Raw genomic sequence first — 23,455 nt, forward strand, 5'->3', positions numbered from 1 at the left:
GGCGGACGGGCGGGATTGAAATTTTAAAATTTTATCAGGCGTTCGTTTGCAAAATGCTTGTGCGCACTCGGCGCGAAAATTGCAATTAATGCAAAATCCGCGCCGAGCCTTAAAATCGCTACGCCTTAGCGAGCGACTTTAAATTTAAGCGTTTGTAGATCGTAATTATTTACTCGCTCGTATTGCATATCCTCGATGGAGATCGCAGGAAGCGCGCACGAGCCCGACATAATCACGTTTATCGGCGTGTAGATGATGCCGGTACTATTATATCCCTCTTGCGGATCGTAGTAAAAATAACCGCTTTTCGGGAAGTGAAGCACTCGGTCGTACAGATACTCCGTATGCTCGATCGCTACGCTATCTACAAAGCCCTCCGGGCGAGCCTGTGCGGCCGAGCCTAGGCGCTCATTGACCGCCTCAAAGCAGCTAGGCATCGCCTCGTCGATCGCGAAATTATATAGATAATGATTAGCTCGCCAACTGATCTTAGAGTAAATTTTCTGCCCTACTTTGAGCTTGTTTAGATCGACGATGTTGCCGCGAGCATCAAGAAACTCGCGATAAATTTCAACCTTCTTATCTCGGTCGTTATCAAACGGTCTATTTATGCTAAGCGGGCTATGTTTGACCGCAGCGCTTTCATATCCAAATCCCAGCACCGTAAAAAACAGCTCGCCGTTGCCGCTCATCGGCGTAAATTCTATCGAGCCGTCTTTAATCGCGAGTTTAGTATCCAGCGGCGAATTGAAATTTTTCGTCTCGCCGTCGTATTTCAAAGCAAAGCTAATATCTTTTTTCGTGTCCTTAAAATACGCATCAAAGCCGCGTATGACGCTCGCTCGCTCCTGCGTATTGTCCGCATCTTTTAGATTGCGCACGAGCGCGATAGCCGCCTTGCTTGTGCTATCGTCTTTGATGCCCGCCTTGCCGAATGCGTAGAGCTTAAAGGCGGCGTCTCTTATGTCGCTGGCAAACGTCAAGCCCGCTCCGTCTTCGGCGTAATCATAATCCATTTGGTTTATTTTTTCACGCATGAAGTTAAACTCGGTCGTCATATTGTGCTTTTTAAGTATCGCAGCCATAGCGATGCGAGCCATCGGCGAGTTGTCATAAAGGCCGTTGTCGTAAATGAAATTTATCTCATCATCATCGAGCTTGCCGTATTGATCTAGCACGAAATCCGCGTATATTCGAAGCGTCGCTTGATCTTCGTAGTCTGATTTTAAGGCGCTAAATATCAGCGATCTTTGCTTGTTGCTAAGGAATTTATAGCGCGCGTCAAGCTCTAGCAAAACGTCGCTTGCGTAAATCGAAGCATAGTAGTTAGTAACGCCGTGAGCGCTCCAGTATCCAAAATCGCCGTTAGGTTTGAGGCGAGATAGAATTCTACTTGCATACTCGTTTACGCGGTTGGTTAAGGTTTTATTGGAGTCTTTGCGTGCGACATAATCAACCGCTATCATTCTTGAAGCAAGCTGTTCGGTGCAGCCGTAAGGATAGAGATATAGCTCGTCCGCTAGGCTAAAAGCATTAGGCGTAGCGCTGATGTGAGTATAAATTTCTTTATAGCTCGGATCGATTTTTAGAGTTACCGGCTTATCACCATAGCTTACGTGAAATAGCTTCGAGCGCGGGAACTGGCTGATTATGTCAAATTCCACATCGTTGCTAAATTTTTGCCCGTTTGCGTCAAGATCAAATTTAATATTTGCATCCGCAATATCAAGCGCGCTCGCGGTGAAGTTCGTATGCTTGACCTCAAGCGGTTTGAGCGTGAAATTTGCCTCACCGCCGCTTATAGCGACCGAAGGAGATGAGCTGATTTTCAAGACCGCCTTTTGCTCCTTATCGGTGGTGTTGATGAGCGTTAGCGGCACGGAAATTTCATCGCCGCGTACCATGTAGGTTAGATCTGCCGGTTTTATGATCACGTCGTCTCGAACCTTAGCTTCGACGTTTGCCGAGCCGATCGTAGCCGCCTCTCCGATAGCCATGGCACTTAGTCGAATCGTGGAGTTGAAATTTTTCGGCATCGCAAGCTCAAATTTCGCCTCGCCGTTCGCGTCCGCTTTTGCGATCAGCATTTTTATAAATTTTTTCTGCTTTTTATTTTCGACCGGACTTAAATTTCGTTTAGCTTTCGCCATCACGCCGTCGCCGCCGAAACTTAGCTCTTTTGCAGTAGTTTGATACACGCTAAGATCATCGTAAATGTCGAAGTATCGCAACGCAAAATACGCGCTAACGTCAAACGCCTTAAATGCATCGAGCTCCTCTTGTGAGACGATATCTAAAATTCCAAGATCGACTGCATAGAGTATGACCTTGGAATTTGGCTCGCTTTTTACGCTGATCTGCGCGTTTTGCCCGTTTTTGTAGTTTTTCTCGGCTAGGATTTGCACGTTAGCCTTGTGCGAGCTCGCATCTAGCGCCACCGGCACGTTTGCATAGGCTCTAAGCGGCATCGCAGCGGGTGTCGCGGCGCGCGCGATTACAGCGTTGATGTGTCCGCCGACGAAATTCTCCGGCACGCTAAGCTCAAATTCCGCGCTACCGCCTTTTATGGATAGAATTTTATAGTCGTAAACCTGCTCTCCTACGAGCGAGATATTTAGCACGCCGCTTTCTACCGGCGAATTGATGACGCCTTTAATTTTATCTCCAGCTTTAACCTTGCTGCTTGCGAGTTTGATTTTAGCGCTTTGCACGTCTTTAGCGTTTACCCGTCCATAATATCCCCAGCCACTTACGTCCACGCGCACGCCAGCACTTGCGCCACTTGAGTAATCGTTTGCGACGATTAGATAATTGCCGCCGTTTTGGAATTTGTACTCAAACTCGCGCGTATCGGTGCTAACGGCGCTTACGAGATTAAAGCTTTCTTGCTCGACGTATCTGTTGCCGTCATAAACGTAAGTAAAATCGTCGCGGTAAATTTCAACGTCGATCTTGCCTTTGACGTCGGTTTTGGTTTTGGAATCTAGTAGTGCAAAGCCGAATTTTACGCTATCGCCGCTTGATATGAAATCTTTGTTCGCGCGAATTCCTACGATACGATCATAAGGCAGATAGCTCAGGTTGCGATATGCGCTTACGTTTTTGCCCTCCTCGGTTACGCTGAAATTTAGTAGAATATTTATGGCGTTAGAGACATTTAGATCAGCTGCTGCCGGCGAGAGTGCAAGCTCTTTTTTGCCGGCGGAGCTTAGCGTAAATTCTGCCCTGCGAAGCTGCGTAGCGCCCTTTTTCTTTAAGCGATCGTTTAGAAACGAAAAGCCCTCGTAGCCTTTAATTTTTAGCTCTTTTTCATAGGCGTTTGCTTCCAGCGAGCCTTTCAAATCTCCAGCCGGCGCGCCAGCAAGATAGTTTGAGCTTAGCTTTAAAGTTATGATCTCATCCGCGCCGTATTCGTCTTTGGCAGTGAGAATTTCATTTTTAATGCGGTTTGGGAGGAAATTTTCTACGCTGAAGCTTTTAGAAGCGATGATTTTGTCCTCATAGATGAGATCCAGGCGGTAAGTGCCGCTTTTCTCGCCTATCAGCTCGTCGATTTTAACGCTGCCGAACTCATCGGTGTTTTGCGCGCGCGTGATGACCACAGTGCCGCTAGGATCGTAAATTTTAAATTTAATCGGCGTATTTTTTAAAGAGCTAAAATCGCGATTTTTCATCACGATCGTGCCTAAAAGCCGCTCGTTCGGACTTATCAGCTCGCTTGCAAGATAAACGAACGGACGCTTTGCAGTAATCGTTTTCTCTACGCTTGCTACGGCGTTATTAAACAGCACGAACGCATGCTCATCGCCTTTACTAATCTCGATAGAGCGCGGATTTTTGGCTAGAATTTCCATATTTTCTAATCGCAAAATTCCATCTCCGTCCGTTTTATCCTCTACGATTAGCTCATTTTTATCGCTGTAAATTTTAACCTTCGCTCTACTTAGCTCCTCGCCATTACTAAGCCTAGAAGTATAAATTAGCGCGCCGCGCTCAAGTAGCACCACTTGAGCCGTAATGTCGCTAAGATAGGCTACGCGCGAAACCTCTTGCATCTTTTCGCCCACTTTGTAAAACGCCGTGATTTTATAAATTCCATCCTCATAGCCTTTAAAATCCATCGCGATTTTATGCTCCGCGACGGCGTTTTTAGCGCCTCCTATATCAAAGCTCTTAACCGCGATCTCGCTAGCTAGCCCACCTACACTATCTTCGTTGCTTTCAAAGTTTAAAAAATACCTAAAATTTTGCTCAGGGACTTTGGCAATCGAAATTTTAACCTCATTTACGTTTGAGCTTTTAAAAGCTAACGAAGCGGATTTTGGGATAAAATTTTTCTCGTCGCTAAAGGCTACGAAAGGCAGCCTGTCGCCCATTTTTACGCTTTGCTTGATCTCGTCACGCAAAATATATGAGCTATCTCCGAAGCCCTTTAGCAGTCTAATCTCGTAGCTTTTATTCGGCATAAACTCGTCGCTTACTATATCTGCATAGTAGTAGCATGAAGGATCGTCGCTTCCGCCATCCTCTTCATCTTCGTCATAATAATAATATCGCGGCTGAGTGAGGCTAAATTTACTCACACCCGCGATTCTTACGTATTTGGCGGACAGCTCGTCCATATAGTTAGGAAAACACACTCTAGCTGCGAGTGAGCCGTCTTTTAGAGCCGCAGGGCGGATCTGCACGCCGCTTAAATTTGAAGCGTTAATGCTATCATTAAAAGGCTCCTCATCCGTGCGCAGCTCCACTGGATTTTGCAGCTTTGCGCCCGCTTTTGAGGTGAGGGATTCTATTTGCAATACGACGTTTTGCGCCTTAGGATCGAAGCTGAATAAAAAATTCCGATCATCGTGCGAGCTAAGCTCGTAGGATATATCGTTTTGGGCTAAATTCTGCGCACGGTAAATTCTAGTCGCTTGCTGTAGCGCGTCCTTGCTAACCGCATCGTTAAATTTAATTGCCACTAGCCCCGGACGCAGAAGCGCGATATGCTCGGTGCTAAAAGGCTCTGTCTCGAACTCAAAGCGCACCCCGCGCGCCTCGCACGAATAATTAACCCCGGCGCTAAGCATCGGCTTAGGATAGAGCCTGATTGAGCTCTCGCTCACGCTTTCGTAGGTGCCCGTGATTTTGGGAGTGCATTTTAAGATCTGCTTTTGCGTGACGCTAAATCCACTGCCGTCCACCCCGCTAATCTCGTAAGCCCCGCTAACGTATTTGATCTCTACGCCCGCGGCAAAGCTAGCCAAAGCGCAAAATAGCGCTGCGCTTAGTAGTTTTGTCTTCATAAAATTCCTTTGCAAAAATTTTACGAAATTATATACAAATTAACCTTTTATTTTCTTTCATTTACTCTAAAATTTGCTTTAGCGAAATTTGCATTTTCATCCAAGCAGCCAAGCTCAAAATCCCCTGCGCCAAGACTTAGCGTAAAAGCTTCGCCGTTAGTGCGCGCAAAATATTCTCCCGTTTTAACTTTAGAATCTGCAGGCGCTAGGCTTTGCGTGGTGAAATCTCGTGCCGCAAAATTTTGCTGCGAGGAATTTTGATCCGCGAAATTTTTCGCTGTGAAATTTTGAGCCCCCGAATTTTGCTCTGTGGAATTTTGCAAGATAGAATTTTGCGACGCCAAATTCCGTGTGACTGGATTTTCAGCTATAAAATTCAATCCCGCAGAATTTTGCTTCGTAAGATTTTGTGATTTTAAATTCTGCGGCGCTAAATTTTGTCGCATAGAATTTTGTGCTGTAGAATTCTGTTCTGCAAAATTTTGCTGTGCTAAATTCTGCTTTAAATTATCTTGCTGCGCCGCGCTAGAATGCTCGAAATCCAAATCCGTGGAATTCTCCCTCGTAAACGCGGTGGAATTTAGCGCTATAAACTCTCGCGAACCGCCACTTAGCCTGATATATACGCGCTCGCCGAAAACCGCCGTGCACTGCACCTTTAGCCGCAGCGTGCCGTCCGCGCCGGTCTCGTAGGTTTTGGCGTTGATGTCGTTTAGCACGGGCTTTACGGCGGCAAATTTAGCCGCACACCTTCCTGCGCGCACCTTTTGCGGATCGAGTAGTCCGTGTTTTAGCAGATAAAAAAGCTCGCTCGTGCCGTAAATTTCGCACTCTTCGTTGGGCTCAACCCCATCTATAGTAAGATCATCGGCGCTTTGCGCGCACTCCTTTTCGCGGTACGCGTCGGTGCATACCCGCCGCAAGCTCACGCCCACGGGGCGCGCAAACTCCACCTCGCCCAGCATGCCCGATTTATCGAGGAAGGCAAACATATTAAACGCCACTTTTGCAGCACTCACGCCGCCGCTAAGATCCCTAGTCTTGGAGCCATCGAAATTTCCCAGCCAGACGCCGAGGGTAAATTTCGGCGTCAGAGCGACGGTATAGAGATCGCGCGCATCGGCGCTCGTGCCCGTTTTAAACATCAGCGGCGGCGCGTTTAGGGTATTTTGCCACACCGAGCCTAGGTAGGAGCGCGGCGCGTTTCTTAGCATCTGCGTTACGATGTAGGCGCTCTGCGGGGTTAAAATTTTAGCATCGTCGCCGATCTTTACGCCCGCTATTTCGAGCTTTCGTAGCTTTCCGCCGTTTGCAAACGCGCTGTAAAGGCGAGCAAGATCCATTAGGCTCATCGAAATGCTGCCCAGCGCGATACCTGCGCCGTAATAATCCTTGCTAAACTCCGCCAGATGCACATTTGATAGCATTTCATACAGCCCGTCGTCACCCAGCATCAAATTTAGCTTCACCGCAGGGATGTTTAGGCTCAGACTTAGCGCGTCGGTCGCACTCACCGCGCCCAAAAAGCCCTGATTGTAGTTGCGAGGAACGTAGCCCGCGAAGGTTATCGGCGCGTCGATCAGCTTCTTTGAAGGGGTGATGAGCCCGTGCTCAAGGGCCTTGGCGTAGATGAAGGGTTTGAGCGTCGAGCCTACGTTTTTTTGTGAGCACACGCCGTCGTTTTGCCCCTCATTAGCGCTAAAATCGTGGCTGCCGACATAGGCGATCACGCTCATGCTTTCGTTGTCGATCAGCATCGCAGCGCCGTTTCTAACGCCCTTATCGCGCAGGGCGAGGATCTCGCTTCTCAAAAAGCCCTCAAGCGCGATCTGGGTTTTAAGATCCAAGCTCGAATAAATTTTACCCTCGTTTAGACGCGCAAGCTCCTGCTCTAGCGCAGTTTGCTCCTTGGACTGCGTTTTCGCTTCGGAATTTACGAAATTTCCCCGCGATTTGGCGTTTAGATCGGAATTTATTTGCGCCTTAGTGTCCGAAGCGGAATTTACTCGCGATTTGGCGCCTGAAATGGAATTTGTCTGTATTTTGGCGCCTGGAGTAGAATCTGTCTGAGCATTAGCGCCCGACGAAGCGAAATCCGTCTGCGCCCTAGCGCCTGAAGTAGAATTTGTCTGTTCACAAAAATTTACGCTCGACCGCTCGCTAGAGTTTGCATCTGCCTGCGGATTTTGCGGCGGATGCGCGGTATCTTGCCGACTATTTAAATTTAGATTTTGCGGATTTTGCGAGTTTTGATGCGGATGCGCGTCGGCGGCATTACGCCGTTTGTATAAATTTATATCTGCGCTTGGATTTTGCGGCGAATACTCGGTTTGTCGTTTATTTGAATTTGCATCTGCGCTAAAATTCTGCAGCGAATACACAGCGCCTCGTTGTTCGTTTAAATTTAGACTTTGCTGATTTTGCGAGTTTTGCGACGGATGTGCGGCATCAATAAAATCTCGCCGTTCATCTAAATTTGCGCTCTTTCGTTCATTTGGTTTTACTGCGCTTTCCGGCTCATTCGGTTTTACGCCCGCCTGCGATTTTGCGCCTTCGCGCTCGTTTAAATTTAGGCTCGTTCGTCCGCCCAAATTTAAACTCTTTGGCGCATCCGTTTTAAAATCCGCCTCTTTCGAATCCGCTCCTGCCTGCGCGTTTGCGGCATTTGATAAATTTGGCTCGCCCCTTGTCGCAGCCGTAAAGCTTGATTCGGCACTCGCCGCATCCGAAAAATTTGACTCTACCTCTGCCGCCGCTCGGCGTGTAGACGAGTTTGCTTGCCCTGTCGTCGCGCCGGGCGTGCCTCCCTGCTCTAAATTTTGAGTGAAATTTACGTCATCTTTGGCGGTAAAATTTTGCATTTTATAATTGTTAAACGCTAACAGCGCGTAATGCGGCGCGTAATTGGGCGCTGCGTAGCGTCTGGGCGAAAACGGCTCCGCAAGAGCGCGCTCATACTCGCTTTGCGAGATCACGCCGCCGTCTCGCAGCTGCGAAATTAGGCGGTTTTTAAGCGCGTTGATGTTTGATTTGCGATCCAGGCGGTTTTTGTTCGGATTTTTTGGGATCACGCTAAGAAGCGCGATTTGAGCGTTGCTAAGCTCGCGCAGGTCCTTTTTGAAGTAAAAATACGCCGCAGTCTTGACCCCCTCGATATTGCCGCCGTATGGGGCGAGGTTGAAATACATTCCTAAAATTTCATCCTTACTGAAGTGCCACTCCAGCTGAAAGGCGTTGAAAATTTCGATGATTTTGTTCTTGTAGCTGCGCTGTTTGGGGCGCATCATGCGCGCGACCTGCATCGTGATCGTCGAGGCTCCGACGCGCTCGACGTTACCCTCGCTTTTTTTAGTAAAATTTCGCGTAAAATTATACGTAGCTGCGCGCAGGATCGAGGCTGGATTGACGCCGAAATGGTAGTAAAAATATCGATCCTCGAAGTAGATCGCGCTTTGTTTCAGCCGCGGCGGTATCTCGTCCGCGCTCGCGTAGAAGCGCCAAATTTGATCGTCGCTGATCTGCATATTTAAAATTTCGCCGTTTCGGTCATATAAAATTCTACTCTTCTGCTTGTTTAGCATATCCAAATTTAGCGGATAAAGCGCGTCTAGGATCAAAAACAGAGCGAATGCAAATGCGCAAAATAACGCGATTTTTAACGTAAATTTTAGAAATTTCATCGCGCAATTATATCAAAGAATTTTAATGATTTTAGGCTATAATGGCGCCTTTTTGCAAAGGAATAATCTTGGACGCTCTAGCTAAGCTAAACACCGAACAATACGCCGCAGCAACCGCTCCTGCGGGGCACAATCTAGTAATCGCAAGCGCAGGCACGGGCAAAACCAGCACCATCGTCGCGCGCATCGCTCATCTGCTAAATCTCGGCACGAGCCCTAGAAAAATTTTGCTTCTTACTTTTACGAACAAGGCCGCAAGCGAGATGATAGCGAGGCTGCAGCGGCATTTTGATAAAAAAATCACCTCCGCAATCGTTGCGGGCACCTTTCACGCCGTATCCTACGCCCTACTTCGCGAGCTGGGCAAAGGCGTGATCCTAAAGCAGCCTGCCGAGCTAAAGACGCTGCTAAAAAGCCTCGTAGAAAAGCGCAAATTTTATCACGTAAGCGACGCGCGCCCCTACGGCGGGGCATATTTGTACGACGTGTACTCGCTGTATCAAAACAAGGAGATGAGCGCGGATTTTGCGACGTGGTTTAGCAAAAACTACGAGGATCAGGCGGAATTTGCCGAAATTTACACAGACATTTTGCGCGAGTTTGAAGAGGAAAAGGCGAAATTTAACTACGCGGATTTCAACGACGTATTGTTAAAAATGCGCCATGAGCTGCGAAAGGGCGCGCCGCTGCGGTTTGATGAAATTTTAGTGGATGAGTATCAGGACACGAACTCGCTGCAAGGAAGCCTCATAGATGCCTTCGCGACGAAAAGCCTTTTTTGCGTCGGCGATTTTGATCAGAGCATCTATGCTTTCAACGGCGCAAACATCGACATCATCGGCAGCTTCGGCAAGCGCTTTGCGGACGCTAAAATTTACGCGCTGAATATCAATTACCGCTCAAGCTCGGCGATTTTGGCGCTTGCAAATCGCGTCATCGCGAACAATCCGCGCCTTTACGAAAAGAAGCTGATCGTGGGCCGCGAGGGAAAATTTAGCGCGCCTAGGCTGCATGTTTACGACGATACGGCGGCGCAATACGCCCACGTAGCCGCGCAGATCGCGCAAAGCACCACCCCGCGCGAAAAGATCGCCGTCATCTTTCGCAACAACTCCAGCGCCGACGGCGTCGAAGTAGCACTTAAGGAGCTCGGTATCGGCGCGAAGCGAAAAGGCGGCGTGAGCTTTTTTGAAAGCCGCGAAATCAAGGCCTTTACGGACATCTTCGCGATGATAATAAACCCAAAAGATATGATGGCATTTATGAGCACATGCGAATACGCAAGAGGCGTCGGCAGCGCGCTGAGCAAGGAGCTTTTCGACGCACTAATCGCGCTTGGACACGGAAGTATTCACGCAGGTCTTTTGCGCCCCGACGAGAGCGTTAAAATTTTTGAAAAAAAGAGGAAAAACTATCAGCTCGGACTTTTTGACGATGTCGATATAATCGGCTCGGTATCGCGCTTTGAAGCTTTGGAATTTGACGAGTTTTTTCGCTCGCACCCAGTTCTAAAACACAATAAAATCACCGAGGGCGGCGCCGTATTTTTGCACGAAATTTATAAAATTTTTAAAAAAAGCGGCTCCGCTGCGAGATCCGTCACGCTGATCTCGCATATCAAAAACTCGCGCCTTTTCGCGCTCGTGGCGGATTTCATCGCGACAAAGCGCGCGACGCTGAAAAACGGCAAGATAGATGAGGATCGCAAAAAGGACGAGACCGCGCGCATCTACGATAAATGCGGAATTTTAGAGCAGATCGCCGGCAAATACGCGGATCCGCAGAGCTTTTATAACTTCATAACCCTGGGCGCAAAGGAGATGAGCGAGGGCGAGGGGGTAAATCTGCTCAGCGTGCACGCAAGCAAGGGGCTTGAGTTTTGCAGCGTCTATCTCATCGATCTGGCGCAAAACCGCTTCCCGAACCTCAAGCTAATGGCGATGGGCGGCAGCCTGGAGGAGGAGCGGCGGCTTTTTTACGTGGCGGTCACCAGAGCGCGCGACGAGCTGGTGCTAAGCTACGCTAAATTTGATAAGATCAGAAAAGTTAGCTACGAGCCGAGCTGTTTTTTAAGGGAAGCGGGGCTGGTAAAGTAGGCGAAATTTGCTCGCTAAATTTTGAAATTTCATTTTAGCGCTGGCGGATCATTTGAGTAAGAATTTTACTCCTCGCGTACGCCTGGTGCGCCGCCCTGCTTCTTTAACGGATTGCTGAAGTAAGAATTTTGCGGCGCGATTTTTGTAAATTTTACGATTTGTAAATTTTTACGGCGCGGACGTTGTGAGATATTTTGCAGCGGGCTAAAATTTGAATTTTTGATTACGCTCTGCCGCCGTGTTTTATACATCACGGAGCTCAAATTTTATTTAACAAATTTTAAAATGCCACAAATTCCACGACAAGTTAAAATTTTAAAGCGCACCAAATTTACGGCGCCGCAAAATTTTAAATTTCACTACGTATTGCGCGCGCCGTAAAAAGTACGTGCCCTGCCAAATCTATTGCAGCGTGAAATTCCGAGCGGCGGCAACCCGCATATTTGATAAATAGATTTCGCATCGCAAATTGCATGCTGGCAAATTTAATTTATCGCCGCATAAAATACTGTCGCGCAAATTTGGCGCAGCACAAAGTCCTTCGTCGCGCAAATTTCACAGCGTATTAAATACCCTATCTCCCGCGTCTCCGAGGCCCGGCACGATATATTTTTGCTCGTTTAGTCTCTCGTCGATCGCCGCGGTAAAAACCTCGACCTGCGGGTAGATCTCGCTAAATCTATGAAGCCCCTCGGGCGCTGCGATGATGGAGATAAATTTGATCTTTTTGACGCCGTTTTTCAGCAGGAATTTCACCGCATCGATCGCCGTGCCGCCAGTCGCAAACATCGGATCGATGATGATTGCGGTGCGCTCTGCGGCGTCTGCGGGCAGTTTGGCGTAAAAAAACTCCGCCTGTGCGGTCTTTTCATCGCGCTGAAAGCCTAAAAACCCCACGCTAGCGTCGGGCATGAGCTTAAAAACGCTATCTAGCATCCCCAGCGCGGCGCGCAAAATCGGGCAGATCATGATCTTTGTAGCGAGCTTATACGCGCTGGTTTGCGCCACGGGCGTATGCACGCTCACCTCGCGCAGCGCCAGATCGCGCGTCGCCTCAAACATCATCAGGTAGCTGATCTCATCGACGAGCATGCGAAACTGAAACGGATCGGTCTCTCGATCGCGCAGGATCGTGAGCTTATGCTCGATCAGCGGGTGCTTGATTAGCCTCACGTTAGGCAGCTCGCACGCGGTTTGGTACGTACATTTTTGGCTTTGGCTCATTTTCTCTCCTTAAATTTACTGAATTTTGCGCCCTTTGGGGCATTTTGATCGTATATTTTAGCGCGAGCTTTTGCACCATGGTGCTGAAATTTTGCCGATAACGGCAACGCGATTTTAAATTTAGCTCATTTTAGCTCACAATGCGCGCGTTACGTTTAAATTTAACTCGGCGACTCGCTTTAAATTTAGCGCTTTTAAAACGCAACGCTTTAAAATTTTGCTCGCTTGAGCCGCTTTTGATTTAGCCGCTATTTAAACAGGGCGCGCTTTCTATAGGCACCGAGCGCTACTTTTCGGCGAGCGCTCGCGGCGTAAATTTCATCTGCGAAATTATCGTCTGAGGCGGCTTTAAATTTACTTAATGCTCGCACTTGTGAGCCAAATTTTAAAATTCCAGCTGTCTTGCACGCCGATAAAATTTTAATTTCATGCACGCCGATCGCCCCGCAAACGAGCTAAAATAAATCGAGCATATCCTTAAATTTAGCCCGCCGCAAGCGGTTAAATTTGCCGTGCCGAAGAGATCAAAATTTAACCGCAACCCCCCCTACTCCTTTACTACGCGTAGAAAGGAATACACATCCTGCACCCCGGGCGCGTGCGTCGCGTACCAGATCGCGTGCTTTTCGTGCTCGATGTCGCTCACCACGCCGCTAAATACCACGTCGCAGCCCACGATCGCCACGCGCACTGCAGTGCCCGAAACGTCGGTATCGGAAAAGAGATTTTTCTTTAAATTTGTAAAAATTTCAAACGAATTGCACGGATATTCGGGCTTTTTAACGCGCAGATAGGTATGCACGCGCCGCACGCCTTCTGTTTGTCTAGCTAAAGCAAGCAGCGGCTCGCGCATCGCTTCGCTATCGAGCAGTCCGATGAGATAGACCTCGCCGTAGAAGCACTCGACCTCCAGATCCCAGCTACTAAGGCCTTTGGTAAATAGAATTTTGCTTTGGATTTTAGTCTGGATGAGCTTGTCGCTAGCGACCTCGCTCACGCTGCGGCGGTCGCGCGCTACGGAGTAGATGTCGTATACGCTAAGCGCGTTGCCCGCGGGCGCCAGCGGAGCTGCGCACGAGCTAAAAAGCACCGCACTCGCGCTCAAAAACACTGCTAAAATCGCTAGAAACAAAACCCTCAAGCCCTCTCCAATCTCGTTTAATTTCTACTTATCTCAGGCCAGCCGTTAGCTTCACTTTTTAAATTTAGCCCTGCAGGCGCCATTTTGCCGCAGCGCAAAATCTTGCTCCGTAAAATTCCGCCCAAACCGCGCGCCGCAAAATTTTACAATATAAATTTTAAAATTTACGTTGTAATTCGCACGGCTTGCAGAATTTTGCGCTTTCGCCACGGCGGAATTTCGCGAGCAGTATTCGTCGCCTTAAAATTCTACGCGGCTAAATTTTCATTGCAAATTTGCCGCTGCGAATTCTACGAAGTAAAATTTCTCGAGGCGGAATTCGCTTCTGTAAAATTTTATATTTCAAAACCCGCGCCCAAAATTTCGCCCGCCCGCGGCTAATTCGTCGTAAGCCCGCCGTCTATCGCAAATATCGCGCCGCTGACCCACTTCGCCGCATCCGACGCCAAAAACACCGCCGCATCGCCGATGTCCTGCGCGCTGCCGATTTTGCCAAGCGGATAGATATTTTTTACCATCTGTTCAAACGCCTCGCGCCCCTGCGGGCTAAGCGCGCTTAAATTTCGCTCAAACTGCGGCGTCAGCACGCTTCCGGGCGCTATGGCATTGACGCGAATGCCGAGTTTGCCGACCTCAAAGGCAAGCGATTTGGTGAAAGAATTTAGCGCGCCTTTGGTAATCGAATACGCCGTCGTGGTGCGCCCCACGAGCATTCGGTTCGCAAAATACGACGAGATATTGATCACGCAGCCCTTGCTATCCGCAAGCGCGCCCAAAAGCCCCTGAGTAAGCAGATAGGGCGCTTTGACGTTTAGGTTTAGATGAGCGTCCAGTAGCGCTTCGTCGGTCGCCTCAAAGGGTACGAATTTTCCCAGTCCGGCGTTATTTACAAGGATATCTATCTTAAGGGGTAGCGCTAAAATGCGCTCGCAAAGGCCTTTTATCGTTTTGCTTTGCGCCAAATCCGCCTCTATCGCGTAAGCTTTCACGCCGTAACCGCCCAATGCCTCCTGCGCGATTTTTAATTTCTCCTCGCTTCTGCCGAGCAGGATCAAATTTGCGCCCTCTTTGGCGAAACACTTTGCGATGCCAAGCCCTATTCCGTCGCTTCCGCCCGTAATTACGGCGGTTTTGCCCTCTAATCGTTTCATACTTTTCCTTTCAATGCGTAAATTTACGTTCTAAAAATTTGAGCGAGACTTACGGATCTCGCAAACTTCGAAATTTTGCAGGCTTTAAAATTTCGCTCGCTTTAAAATTTCGCGGCGAAGCGAAGTTTCGTCGATAAAATTTTACTAATTTTAAAATTCCATCGATAAAATTTCACGGCAAAATTCCATCGTAAAGCTCGCAGCGGAATTTCATCGGGAATTTCATCCGCAAATTCCACCCAAACCATGCCTGCTCGGCTTACAGCACCTGTTTTACACTACTAGCCGTGATTTCAAGTAGCCTCGTAGCAAACGGAAATTTCGCCTTCGTTTCTTCAAACTCCGCACCGCTATCAATAAAACGCGCTGTGCCCTTCACTACAAAGCCACGCCCCGCTCCGAACCTGCCTGCTAGCTCCTTCGTTGCGACGCTAAGCTCGACGTTCGGATTAGCCTCCACGTTGCTTTGCGTCTTTTTCATACCCGCAGCGGGGATGAGGATGCGATCACCCTTAATGACGAGATATCTGTTCCACGTATTGCTGATATGAGCCTCGCCCTGCGCGCAGGTAGCGATACCCACGGCGCATTCATAATTCAAAATCTCCAAAAATTCCTTGCTAAACATTTTCTCTCCTTAAATTTACATTTTAAAGCTCGCGATTTTGGCTGACAAGCCCCGCGCGCAACTGAAATTTTAACTACCTCCGCCACTTTCCGCCGCGGTTAAATTTTATACTTCAAAAGCGCGTCTTTTTCGGCTTTGCTTACGCGGAAGCTATCGCGGATCTTCGATATCGCCTTGTTTTGGGTAAATTTAGCCGCCCGCTTGCTCGCCAAAAACGCAAGCGTGATCTCGCGCTGCTTGATAAACATCTCCGCTATCGCCCACGCCGCACCCATCTGCACGTAGTACCGCTCGTCGCTTTCGGCGGCGCAAATTTCAAAAAACTCCTTAGGCGAGATCGCGCCCATATTTCGCATAAAATAAACGTAGAAAAATCGCCTCTCAAACTCGTCCGCGCCGCCCTTAGCCTGCTTTAGCAGCGCGTCCGCGAAAGCGGCGCCCCTGAATTTCGGAGCGAACATATCGCAAACCGCCCAATTAGGCATCGTTTTGATAAAATCACTCGCAAGCGCAAATTTCGCTTCATCCCGCTTCAAAAGCATTATGAAAAAGCCCTTTAGCACGAACTCCTCGTGAAAAACGGGCTCGTAATTTTGCAGCTCGTCCGTGCCGCCCAAAGCGGCGAAGCTTTTGCGAGCAAGTGCGCGCAGTGCGGGAGTGCGCACGCCCAAAATCTGCGGCGCGGGCATTAGGCGCTGCGAAAATTTCGCAAATTTCTCCTCGCTCAGCGCTCGCAGCTGCCCTAGCATCTTTTCTCGTAAATCCATGGCTTTCCTTTAAATTTGATCGTAAATTTAATCGCGCGCGAGATTACGATTTTATAACGGCGCGCCGAATTTAGCCGCACAGGCTATCTATTTAAACAGATCGCGCCGCACGCTCAAACTAATCGCCCGATAGATCGCGTTTAAGTCGCTCGCCGCACCCGCTCAAAGTCTTTTGCCTAAAAAACGCGACTGCTAAATCGCGCAGTATGCCTCAGGGCAGAGCAAGTCGTGCCGCCAAAGCCGCTTAAATGAAGCTCGGCGCGTCGTTTGAAAACAAAATCAGATCGCCGCCGTGCGTATTTTCGCTCAAAACCCGCTGCAGATCGCGCTTATCTTTCAAAACGATAGTCTTTGCGGGGTCGATCTTGCTTTGCAGCACCTCGGAATTTAGCTCGCCCGTGATGATCGCGAGATCAAAAATTTCATCGATTTTGGCAGCGAGCGTCTCGTTGTCCTCGCGCGTGCTCTCGACGATGCCCGGCGTGATGATGACCTTGCGACCGCCGTAGCTTCGCATCAGCTCGTAGCTTTGCAGCATGCCGCTTAGATTACCGTTGAAGCTATCGTCGATGATGATCTTGCCGCCCGCATCGAGCCGCGCGAGGCGGTGCTCGACGGCGCCGATGTGCGCGACGCGACTTTTGATCTTATCTGCGCTAAGCCCCAAAAATCGCGCGATCTTTATACACGCGGCGAGATTTGCAGCGTTAAATTTGCCCAAAATCGGCGCGAAAAACTCATATCTCTCGCCAGTTCGCCCCTCTTGCGTTCCCTGCCCCTTTTGATCTTTCTGCTTTTCTTGCTCCGTACCGCACTCTTTTTGCTCTGCGCCCTGTTCTTTGGATGCACTATCCGCACTAAAGTCCAAGCCGCTTTGCCCTTCAGACACACCATCTAAGTCCAAGCTACCCCGCCCCGCGCCCTCTACGACGTATGTTTCCGCGCCCGATATGGAATTTTCCTCGCTTGCGGCGGATGTGTCTGCATGCAGCGTGGAAATATCACCGCTAGCACCGCTTTCATTCTCGCTCAAGCTAAGACTAAATTTTATACCGTCCAGATCCGCGCCGCAAATTTCCAGCCCCTCGTCGTAGATCGTGACGCGCTCGTCCGCGCTTTTTTGCGTGGAGCTGTGCAAAAATGCATGCTTTAGCCGCGCGCTTGTGAGCGCTTCGAGCTTGGTTTTGCGGATGTTTTCGATGCTTTTGAAATACTCGATGTGTTGCGCGCCGATCTCGCCCACGACGACGATCTGCGGCGCCAAAAACTCGGTAATCTCGGCGATGTCGCCGCTTAGCCTGGCGCCTGCTTCGGCGATATATATCTGCGTATCTGCGGGTAGTGCCTCGTTTATGTCGCGCACGAGCCCTGCCAGCGTGTTTACCGAGCGCGGCGTCTTGTAGCAGCGAAAGTCGCTTTTTAAAATTTGATACAAGAAGTTTTTAATGCTCGTCTTGCCGTAGCTCGCGGTAATCTGAATGATCGTAAGGGAGGGCACCTGGGCTAGTTTTTTGCGCGCGGCGGTCTTAAATCTCGCAGCCTGCGCCCGCTCGTAAGTAAAGCTCGCCGCAAGAGCGGCGCCAAGCGGTAAAAAGATCGGCAAAATCGGCCCCCCCGCGGCATAAAATGCGGCGTTAAAGCTAAACACACAAACCGCCAAAATCGCAAAAAATCGCTTCACGCGCGGCGTAAAGACGAGCTTTTTATCTAGACCTTTTTGCCAAAGCCACAGCGCGAGTGTGTAGGCTGCGACGATTAGAATTTTAGCGACGTGCAAGGCATAGAGGGGCGCGGCGCCGAATTTAGCCGCGCAGAGGCTCGCCGCGATCTCGCAGCCAAAATACGCCGCTAACGGCAAAATCAAAAAATAGAGGTGCCACGCGGGTTTGGTGAAGTGAAAGATGATGCGCGCGGGCTTGTACGAAAACCACTGTAGGCAGGTGATCAGATAAAAGCCCAGCAGTAGGACGAATGCCGCGTGCGCGATCAAAAATATTATATTCATCTTTTGAAATTCCTTTTTATAAATTTACGCGCTCGCCTTGCGAGGCTGTGCGGGCAAAAACGCGGCGAGCTCGGGCCAACCGGCATTCGGCTTCATTTGTAAATTTTACGAATTCTCGCTTTGCAAATTCTATTTTTGCAAACTTGCGCTCTCATAAATTCTCGCGCTCGCGTTGGCTGCACGAGCCGCGCTAGATAAATTTACCGCCGCGCTGTGCCTGCGTTTTCGATACCGCGCCGTATCTATCTTTCGCGACCTGAAATTTTCGCACGCTGCGTATCTTGCGACATCGAGCCCTATCTCGCGCGATGATTTGCATCATTTACGGCGCATAGACCTTGTGTCGCGGTAAATACATGACGCGATTATGCGACCTGCAACTAAATTTAATTGTCCGCTTTGCAGTGTACACGCGGTTTCGCCGCATCATGTACGGCTGCCGCAATCGCGAGCGCATAGCAGAAACAATCCGCTACGGCGTAAAATTTTAAAATTTAACGCGGCACGCCGCAATTTGAGCTTTGCGTTTTGAACTGCGCGCCCAAAGAGCGGATTTTGCGCCGCTAAATTTTAAATATGTGGCGCACGTGCGCGGCTTTATAATTTAAATTTACGCTTCGGTTTGCGATCTTTGGCGCAAACAGATTGCAAAATTTTAAAACGCGCGCCGCAAGATAAGCCGGACTAAAGCCGCCGCAATAAAACGTTTTAAAACTATACCTCGCTCTTACATTCGCGCGATCTGTTTTTGCAACTAAAGCGCGATTTTTAGCGGCGCTAAAATTTCATGGCTAAATTTTAAAATTTTATACAAAATCGCGTCTTGTTTTAAATTTAGCGCGGCGCAAATCGTTAAATTTAGCTGCCGCCAAGCTCCTTTTCGATCTGCTCGCCGATAAAATCTGCGCTTTGCAAAAAGAAAAAGTGATCCCCCGCCAGCGGATAAAATTTGCTGTTTTTGACGAGCGAGTGGATCAGCTCGCCGCTTTTTAGGCTAGTGGCGCGATCGTCCTTGCCCCAAAAGATGAGCGCATTTTGCGGGCTTAGCGCGGAAAAAATGTCGCGGAAGTCCTCATTTACGACGTTTTTTAGCGTCTCATACATCGTCTTGCTCATACCTGCGGCATCCTTGCTCGCAAACGCGCGCCAAAGCCCCGCCAGTCCAAGTCTTTTTAAAATTTTAAAAATCGCGATTTTAGCGCGCACGACAAAGGGCTTGGGTTCGATGATACCGGCGCTGCTTAGCAGTATGAGATTGCGCGGAGCTAGCAATGCAGCGATCTTGCCGCCGAAGCTGTGCCCCATGATCGCTGCAGGCTGCCTGCCCAAAGCCGCGATAAAGGCGCGCATAATCTCCGCGTAATCCTCGCTGCCAAGGGCGCGCGCGGGCTGCGAGCTTGCGCCGAATCCCGGCAGATCGACGCACACTAACGCGTAACGGCGGAATTTATCCGTAAAAGCCCGAGACATAAGCGCCTTGTTTGCGCCCCAGCCGTGCAGGATCAGGATGTATTGCTCGCACTGCAGGTTTGAAATTTCGTAGCTGATTTTGTAGCTCTCGCCGCCGCAGACGAGCTCCTTACTCGCCACCGCCGCTCCTTTTGGCGTAAACGGCCTTGAGTAGCTCGACTGCTTTTTCGAGCCGCTCAAACTCGCTCATACTGATCATCACGGCTTCGAATTTGTTATTTTTGACGATCAGGGCTTTTTTAATCTCTTGATTTTTGATCTTGTTTAAAACAGTGCTGAAGTTGCGCACGATCTCGGTAGCGGTGTAAATTTCGTCTTGATTTATCATGACTTGACCTTTGGGGTAAAATTTTACGCAAAATTTAGCGTAAAATTTTAAACGATTGGCTATTTATTAGCGGTGATTTTGGTGATCAGCTCGTAGCTTACAGGGATCTGCCTCATCGGCGGCAGCGACGAAGCAAGAGCTGCTAAGACCTCGGAGAAATCATCAAATAGGTAGTTTGCGAGACTACCCGGGTTCGGATTTATCTCGTTTAAATAAATTTCGCCCTCTTTTTCAAAAAAATCGCAGCGAATGAGCGCGCCATCGAATGATCCTGCGTTATAAAGCCGCGTAAAGGCGTCTTTCATCTTGCCCTCTAGCAAAGCGCCAGGACGAGCGGGCTCGATCGCGCCACTACGCGAAAAATCCAAATACTTACGATCGAAATTTAAATAGCCCTCTTTTTTTGGCTCTTCGATGTTTGAAAATACGATTTTGCCGTCTATTTTAGCGCCTGCGAGATTAAATTCCTTTACGTTTTCCCAGTACGGCTCTACGATCGCGCTGTCGTCTAGCTCAAAAGCCTGATCCAGCGCGTAGCTAAACTCGCTTTCGTTCTTGGCTATCGAAATTCCGATGCTAGAGCCCAAATGAGCAGGCTTAACGATGATCGGAAAATTAAAATTAGGCAGGCTAGTACGATTTACGATCTCATACGGCAGGGTTTTTACATTTGCGATTGCGGCTAGGTGCTTGGTTAAAATTTTATTATAACTTAGAACGCTAGCTTCTATGCGAGGTCCGATATAAGGGATGCCAAAAAACTCAAATAGCGCTGCCATTTTGCCATCCTCGCCGTCGCAGCCATGGATTAGATTGATATATGTGCCGACTTCTAGCATGCTTTTGCTAAACATTCCGCTCTCAAAAAATCCGCCTGCACCGATGCTAAGCTCTTTTGCTTTAGCATAGCCACCTTGTTTAAAATACGCCGCGCGCATATTTTTATCCTCGATGCGGTAAAATTTACGATTTTTATCGCAAAATACAAACTCCAAGTCCCAGCCTTTTAGGGCATTTTTGACGGCAATTGCCGAGATGATACTTACTTCGTGCTCGTAGCTTTGAGCTCCAAAAACTAAGCCAAATTTCATTGCTTTCCTTCAAATTTTATTTTCTACGCTAATTTTTTTAACGCCTCTTTGACAAGATCTGACGTATTTGTGCTGCTGCATCCCGCTAAGATTTGATTGATCTTATCGCGCTTAAATCCAAGGCTTTGTAGTGCGGACGCCGCTTCATTTTTATAAGTCTCGCTAGGACCGAATTCCATTAGCTTCGCATCGCCTAGTTCGGCAATGATCCGTCTAGCGGTCTTTGGGCCGATGCCCGGAACTGAAGTTAGCGTCGCAGCATCCCCCGTAGCTACGCAACGCGCGAAATCCTGCGGAGCGAGCGTCGAACAAACCGCCATCGCCGTGCTTGCACCTACACCGCTAAGCTTGATTAGAGTTTCAAACATCCTTTTTTCACTCTCGTCTAAAAACCCATACAGCGAATCGGCATCCTCGCGCAGAATTTGCACGCACGCAAGCTCGGTCAGCTTGCCCTGCGTGAGCTTCGCGGAGGTATTTAATGACAATGAAAGAGCGTAGCTTACGCCGCTAGCGCATTTAATGACGCAAGCAGTGGGCTCTTTGCGCGTGATAATTCCTTCGATCGCCGCTATCATCTAAGAGCCTTTAAAATTTCGTTTATGCTCTCATTAAGCGCTAAATTTAGGGCATTATAAATGCTTTGCGAGCTAGGATCAGGCACGAAAACGCGCTTAGTGACGATACCGGATTTTATGCTTTCTAAAGAATTTAAAATTTCATATCCCATCGTGACGGTTGCTTGATCGTTATTGACCTGAAGCGCTACGATACTGGTTTTTAGGCGCAAATCCCGCTCTTTTGGCACGAAGATCGGATTTAGCGAGCAGGTGGAAAATGCCGCATCTAGCAGCGCTTTATATACCATTTCGCTAGGCATCGTGATAAATTTGGCGTCGCTTGCGAACCGCGTTCGGTTTCTAAAATCCACTATTAAAATATCCCGCCTATCTACAAGATCGGTCGCCGTGATGGTGTCGATAAAGATATTTTTGCGCGTACCGCTAGGATTTACGCAACGCTTTTGATCATAACGCAGCTCGTAGTAGGTGTATGGCTTAGCCTGCTTGGCTAAGCAGCCTCCTAAAAATATCGCCGCCAGCGTCGCAGCAAGCGTAAACTTTATAAAATTTTTCATCTTTATTCCTTTTTATCGTCGCGATCCGCGCCTTTAGAAGTGTCTTTGAAAAAGAAATCATAAGGATTGTCCTCTAGCCTAAACATCGCGCCTTGGAATTCTCTAAGCGATTTTTTTAGCTCACCAAGAGTGTTTTTTGCCTCCTCAAGTGTAGGATCCAAGATCGCTTTTAGATTGTACTCGCCGCGATCGATACGCTTAGTGATGATACCTGCGGTTTTATCCAGTGAATTCGATAGATTGGCAGCACTCACGGCAAAGGCGTTTAGATTATCTAGCAGCGCGTCTAGCTCCTTCTCGCGCTCGTTTAAATTTGCTATGAGAGTATTTACGTTAGCAAGAAGCGCGTCTAAGCTTTGGAATTTTTTCTCATCACTTAGCTCAGCGCTAAATTTATCCATCGAAGATAGAATTCTATCCACTTTATCGGTATTTTGTTTAGACAACAGCCCGTTAATCTTAAAGATCATCTCACTCACGCTATCGGTGATAACTTCGGCTTTGGAGCCGATTTTATCAAGAAGCGTTTTATCCAGCGCAATTATCGGCTTTTTATCATTCGGCGGAAAAAGCTTACCGCTTCCTTTCGTGATATTTATAAACGCGATTCCGCTTATGCCTTGAGATTCTACCTTAGCGACACTATCTTGCGAGATCGGCAGTTTGCTTTTTACCGAAATTTCAATCTCAATAATCGCATTTTCGATATCGGCAAAGTCGATGCTTTTGATGATGCCCGCATTTACGCCGATAAATTTAACTTCGGAATTCTCCTTAATGCCTACGGGAAGCTCTTTTGTGTGGATATAGTAGGAGCGGTAGCTCTCGCTGCGATCAGTCTTTGTAAGCATCCACCACATAAATGCCGTAAGAGCCGCGACGCAGATCATAACAAATGCGCCTACTATCGTGTATGAAGTTCTATTTTCCAATCTTTTCTCCTAATTTCAGAGCGTAAAATTTAAGCCCTGCGATATGCCTTAAAATAGCCATTTGGGCTTAAATTTTAAAACTTAGCACTTTCTCAAATAGTCGCAAAATTTGCAGAATCATCTGAGTTTAAATTTTAAAGCTTAGCGTGCATTTTGAAATTTCAAAATATCGCCGCGCCGTATTTTAGCGTAAAATTTTACCGCCCCGATTTAAATTTAACGCCGCTTGCTCGTCAAAATTTTAAAATTTAAAAGCGCTATCCAATAAATGCGCCCTTAAATACGACCCGCCTAAATTTTAAAATTTCGATTGAGCCGCTAAGGCCTAAATTTTAAAATTTTATGCCTTATCGTTCGGTAAAATTTCACGACGAGGACTTGCTTTGGAATTTTGCGGTCAAATTTGAAATAAAATTTATTAAATTTAACCAGCAAAGCTTTGTTTAAAAATAAAATCTCGCCGCTTCTAACGCGTAGTGATCTAGGCGGGGTTTGGGCGGTAGACCTGCTTGC

At 48.3% G+C, this 23,455-nt stretch carries 17 protein-coding genes and 2 pseudogenes; 1 reads left to right on the plus strand and 18 read right to left on the minus strand.

All coding sequences use genetic code 11. The annotated features are described in order from the left end of the window. Nucleotides 1-125: 125 nt before the first annotated feature. The 3 genes and pseudogenes from Q0101_RS06615 to Q0101_RS06620 all read right to left on the minus strand — a co-directional run. Nucleotides 126-5,291: an alpha-2-macroglobulin family protein gene (locus Q0101_RS06615; protein WP_297943478.1), complete on the minus strand. Its 5,166-nt coding sequence runs from the start codon at nt 5,289-5,291 to the stop codon at nt 126-128. Nucleotides 5,292-5,480: 189 nt separating this feature from the next. Further along, nucleotides 5,481-5,573 (minus strand): annotated as a pseudogene (locus Q0101_RS10725) (hypothetical protein); the annotation flags it as partial. 854 nt (nt 5,574-6,427) lie between these two features. After that, nucleotides 6,428-8,971: pseudogene (locus tag Q0101_RS06620) on the minus strand (transglycosylase domain-containing protein); the annotation flags it as partial. 41 nt (nt 8,972-9,012) lie between these two features. Here Q0101_RS06620 and Q0101_RS06625 point away from each other — a divergent pair. After that, nucleotides 9,013-11,067 carry an ATP-dependent helicase gene (locus Q0101_RS06625; protein WP_297943484.1) on the plus strand — a complete coding sequence of 685 codons (2,055 nt, stop codon included), beginning with the start codon at nt 9,013-9,015 and terminating at the stop codon, nt 11,065-11,067. Nucleotides 11,068-11,622: 555 nt separating this feature from the next. Here the strand turns inward: Q0101_RS06625 and upp are convergent. From upp to Q0101_RS06700, 15 genes are all read right to left on the minus strand, one after another. Further along, on the minus strand, nt 11,623-12,249 hold the full coding sequence (upp, locus tag Q0101_RS06630; RefSeq protein WP_297882151.1) for a uracil phosphoribosyltransferase: 627 nt from the start codon (nt 12,247-12,249) through the stop codon (nt 11,623-11,625). A 589-nt stretch (nt 12,250-12,838) separates the two neighbouring features. Further along, complete coding sequence (locus Q0101_RS06635) at nt 12,839-13,432, minus strand: BON domain-containing protein (protein ID WP_297943487.1); 594 nt, start codon at nt 13,430-13,432, stop codon at nt 12,839-12,841. A 377-nt stretch (nt 13,433-13,809) separates the two neighbouring features. Then, nucleotides 13,810-14,583 carry an SDR family oxidoreductase gene (locus Q0101_RS06640; protein ID WP_297943490.1) on the minus strand — a complete coding sequence of 258 codons (774 nt, stop codon included), beginning with the start codon at nt 14,581-14,583 and terminating at the stop codon, nt 13,810-13,812. 101 nt (nt 14,584-14,684) lie between these two features. Further along, entirely contained in the window at nt 14,685-14,831 is a 147-nt protein-coding gene (locus tag Q0101_RS06645; protein WP_297903395.1) for a hypothetical protein, read from the minus strand. Nucleotides 14,832-14,842: 11 nt separating this feature from the next. Beyond that, nucleotides 14,843-15,211 (minus strand): pyridoxamine 5'-phosphate oxidase family protein, encoded by a 369-nt coding sequence (locus Q0101_RS06650; RefSeq protein WP_177389050.1) that lies wholly within the window; start codon nt 15,209-15,211, stop codon nt 14,843-14,845. A 98-nt stretch (nt 15,212-15,309) separates the two neighbouring features. After that, complete coding sequence (locus Q0101_RS06655; RefSeq protein ID WP_297943493.1) at nt 15,310-15,978, minus strand: DNA alkylation repair protein; 669 nt, start codon at nt 15,976-15,978, stop codon at nt 15,310-15,312. 244 nt (nt 15,979-16,222) lie between these two features. After that, the gene (gene murF, locus Q0101_RS06660) at nt 16,223-17,983 is read right to left on the minus strand and encodes a UDP-N-acetylmuramoyl-tripeptide--D-alanyl-D-alanine ligase (RefSeq protein WP_297943496.1); all 1,761 of its coding nucleotides are present in this window, start codon (nt 17,981-17,983) and stop codon (nt 16,223-16,225) included. A 190-nt stretch (nt 17,984-18,173) separates the two neighbouring features. After that, complete coding sequence (locus Q0101_RS06665) at nt 18,174-18,305, minus strand: hypothetical protein (RefSeq protein WP_297943499.1); 132 nt, start codon at nt 18,303-18,305, stop codon at nt 18,174-18,176. A gap of 536 nt (nt 18,306-18,841) precedes the next feature. Further along, a complete protein-coding gene (locus Q0101_RS06670) occupies nt 18,842-19,573 on the minus strand; it encodes an alpha/beta hydrolase (protein WP_297943502.1) in 732 nt (243 codons plus the stop codon). After that, complete coding sequence (locus tag Q0101_RS06675; RefSeq protein ID WP_177389042.1) at nt 19,563-19,781, minus strand: type II toxin-antitoxin system Phd/YefM family antitoxin; 219 nt, start codon at nt 19,779-19,781, stop codon at nt 19,563-19,565. Before Q0101_RS06675 ends, Q0101_RS06670 begins: the two co-directional genes overlap by 11 nt. A 59-nt stretch (nt 19,782-19,840) precedes the next feature. Then, on the minus strand, nt 19,841-20,872 hold the full coding sequence (locus Q0101_RS06680) for a D-alanine--D-alanine ligase (protein ID WP_297943505.1): 1,032 nt from the start codon (nt 20,870-20,872) through the stop codon (nt 19,841-19,843). Nucleotides 20,873-20,895: 23 nt separating this feature from the next. Next, nucleotides 20,896-21,450 carry a Holliday junction branch migration protein RuvA gene (ruvA, locus tag Q0101_RS06685; protein ID WP_291937267.1) on the minus strand — a complete coding sequence of 185 codons (555 nt, stop codon included), beginning with the start codon at nt 21,448-21,450 and terminating at the stop codon, nt 20,896-20,898. Continuing rightward, nucleotides 21,447-22,010: a hypothetical protein gene (locus Q0101_RS06690; RefSeq protein ID WP_297943510.1), complete on the minus strand. Its 564-nt coding sequence runs from the start codon at nt 22,008-22,010 to the stop codon at nt 21,447-21,449. Before Q0101_RS06690 ends, ruvA begins: the two co-directional genes overlap by 4 nt. A gap of 2 nt (nt 22,011-22,012) precedes the next feature. Next, nucleotides 22,013-22,942 (minus strand): MlaD family protein, encoded by a 930-nt coding sequence (locus Q0101_RS06695; RefSeq protein ID WP_291937273.1) that lies wholly within the window; start codon nt 22,940-22,942, stop codon nt 22,013-22,015. A gap of 318 nt (nt 22,943-23,260) precedes the next feature. Continuing rightward, a partial coding sequence (locus tag Q0101_RS06700; RefSeq protein WP_297943513.1) for a hypothetical protein occupies nt 23,261-23,455 on the minus strand: 195 nt, incomplete at its 5' end.

Origin of the sequence: uncultured Campylobacter sp. (assembly GCF_937921625.1) — a bacterium.
Lineage (GTDB): Bacteria > Campylobacterota > Campylobacteria > Campylobacterales > Campylobacteraceae > Campylobacter_B.

Coding starts and splice junctions, on each gene's coding strand:
- Q0101_RS06655 (WP_297943493.1), bottom strand. CDS start 15,978: ATGGATTTACGAGAAAAGATGCTAGGGCAGCTGCGAGCGCTGAGCGAG.
- murF (WP_297943496.1), bottom strand. CDS start 17,983: ATGAATATAATATTTTTGATCGCGCACGCGGCATTCGTCCTACTGCTG.
- Q0101_RS06615 (WP_297943478.1), bottom strand. CDS start 5,291: ATGAAGACAAAACTACTAAGCGCAGCGCTATTTTGCGCTTTGGCTAGC.
- Q0101_RS06690 (WP_297943510.1), bottom strand. CDS start 22,010: ATGAAAAATTTTATAAAGTTTACGCTTGCTGCGACGCTGGCGGCGATA.
- Q0101_RS06680 (WP_297943505.1), bottom strand. CDS start 20,872: ATGAAATTTGGCTTAGTTTTTGGAGCTCAAAGCTACGAGCACGAAGTA.
- Q0101_RS06640 (WP_297943490.1), bottom strand. CDS start 14,583: ATGAAACGATTAGAGGGCAAAACCGCCGTAATTACGGGCGGAAGCGAC.
- Q0101_RS06645 (WP_297903395.1), bottom strand. CDS start 14,831: ATGGTTTGGGTGGAATTTGCGGATGAAATTCCCGATGAAATTCCGCTG.
- Q0101_RS06625 (WP_297943484.1), top strand. CDS start 9,013: ATGGCGCCTTTTTGCAAAGGAATAATCTTGGACGCTCTAGCTAAGCTA.
- Q0101_RS06675 (WP_177389042.1), bottom strand. CDS start 19,781: ATGATAAATCAAGACGAAATTTACACCGCTACCGAGATCGTGCGCAAC.
- ruvA (WP_291937267.1), bottom strand. CDS start 21,450: ATGATAGCGGCGATCGAAGGAATTATCACGCGCAAAGAGCCCACTGCT.
- Q0101_RS06665 (WP_297943499.1), bottom strand. CDS start 18,305: ATGATGCAAATCATCGCGCGAGATAGGGCTCGATGTCGCAAGATACGC.
- Q0101_RS06650 (WP_177389050.1), bottom strand. CDS start 15,211: ATGTTTAGCAAGGAATTTTTGGAGATTTTGAATTATGAATGCGCCGTG.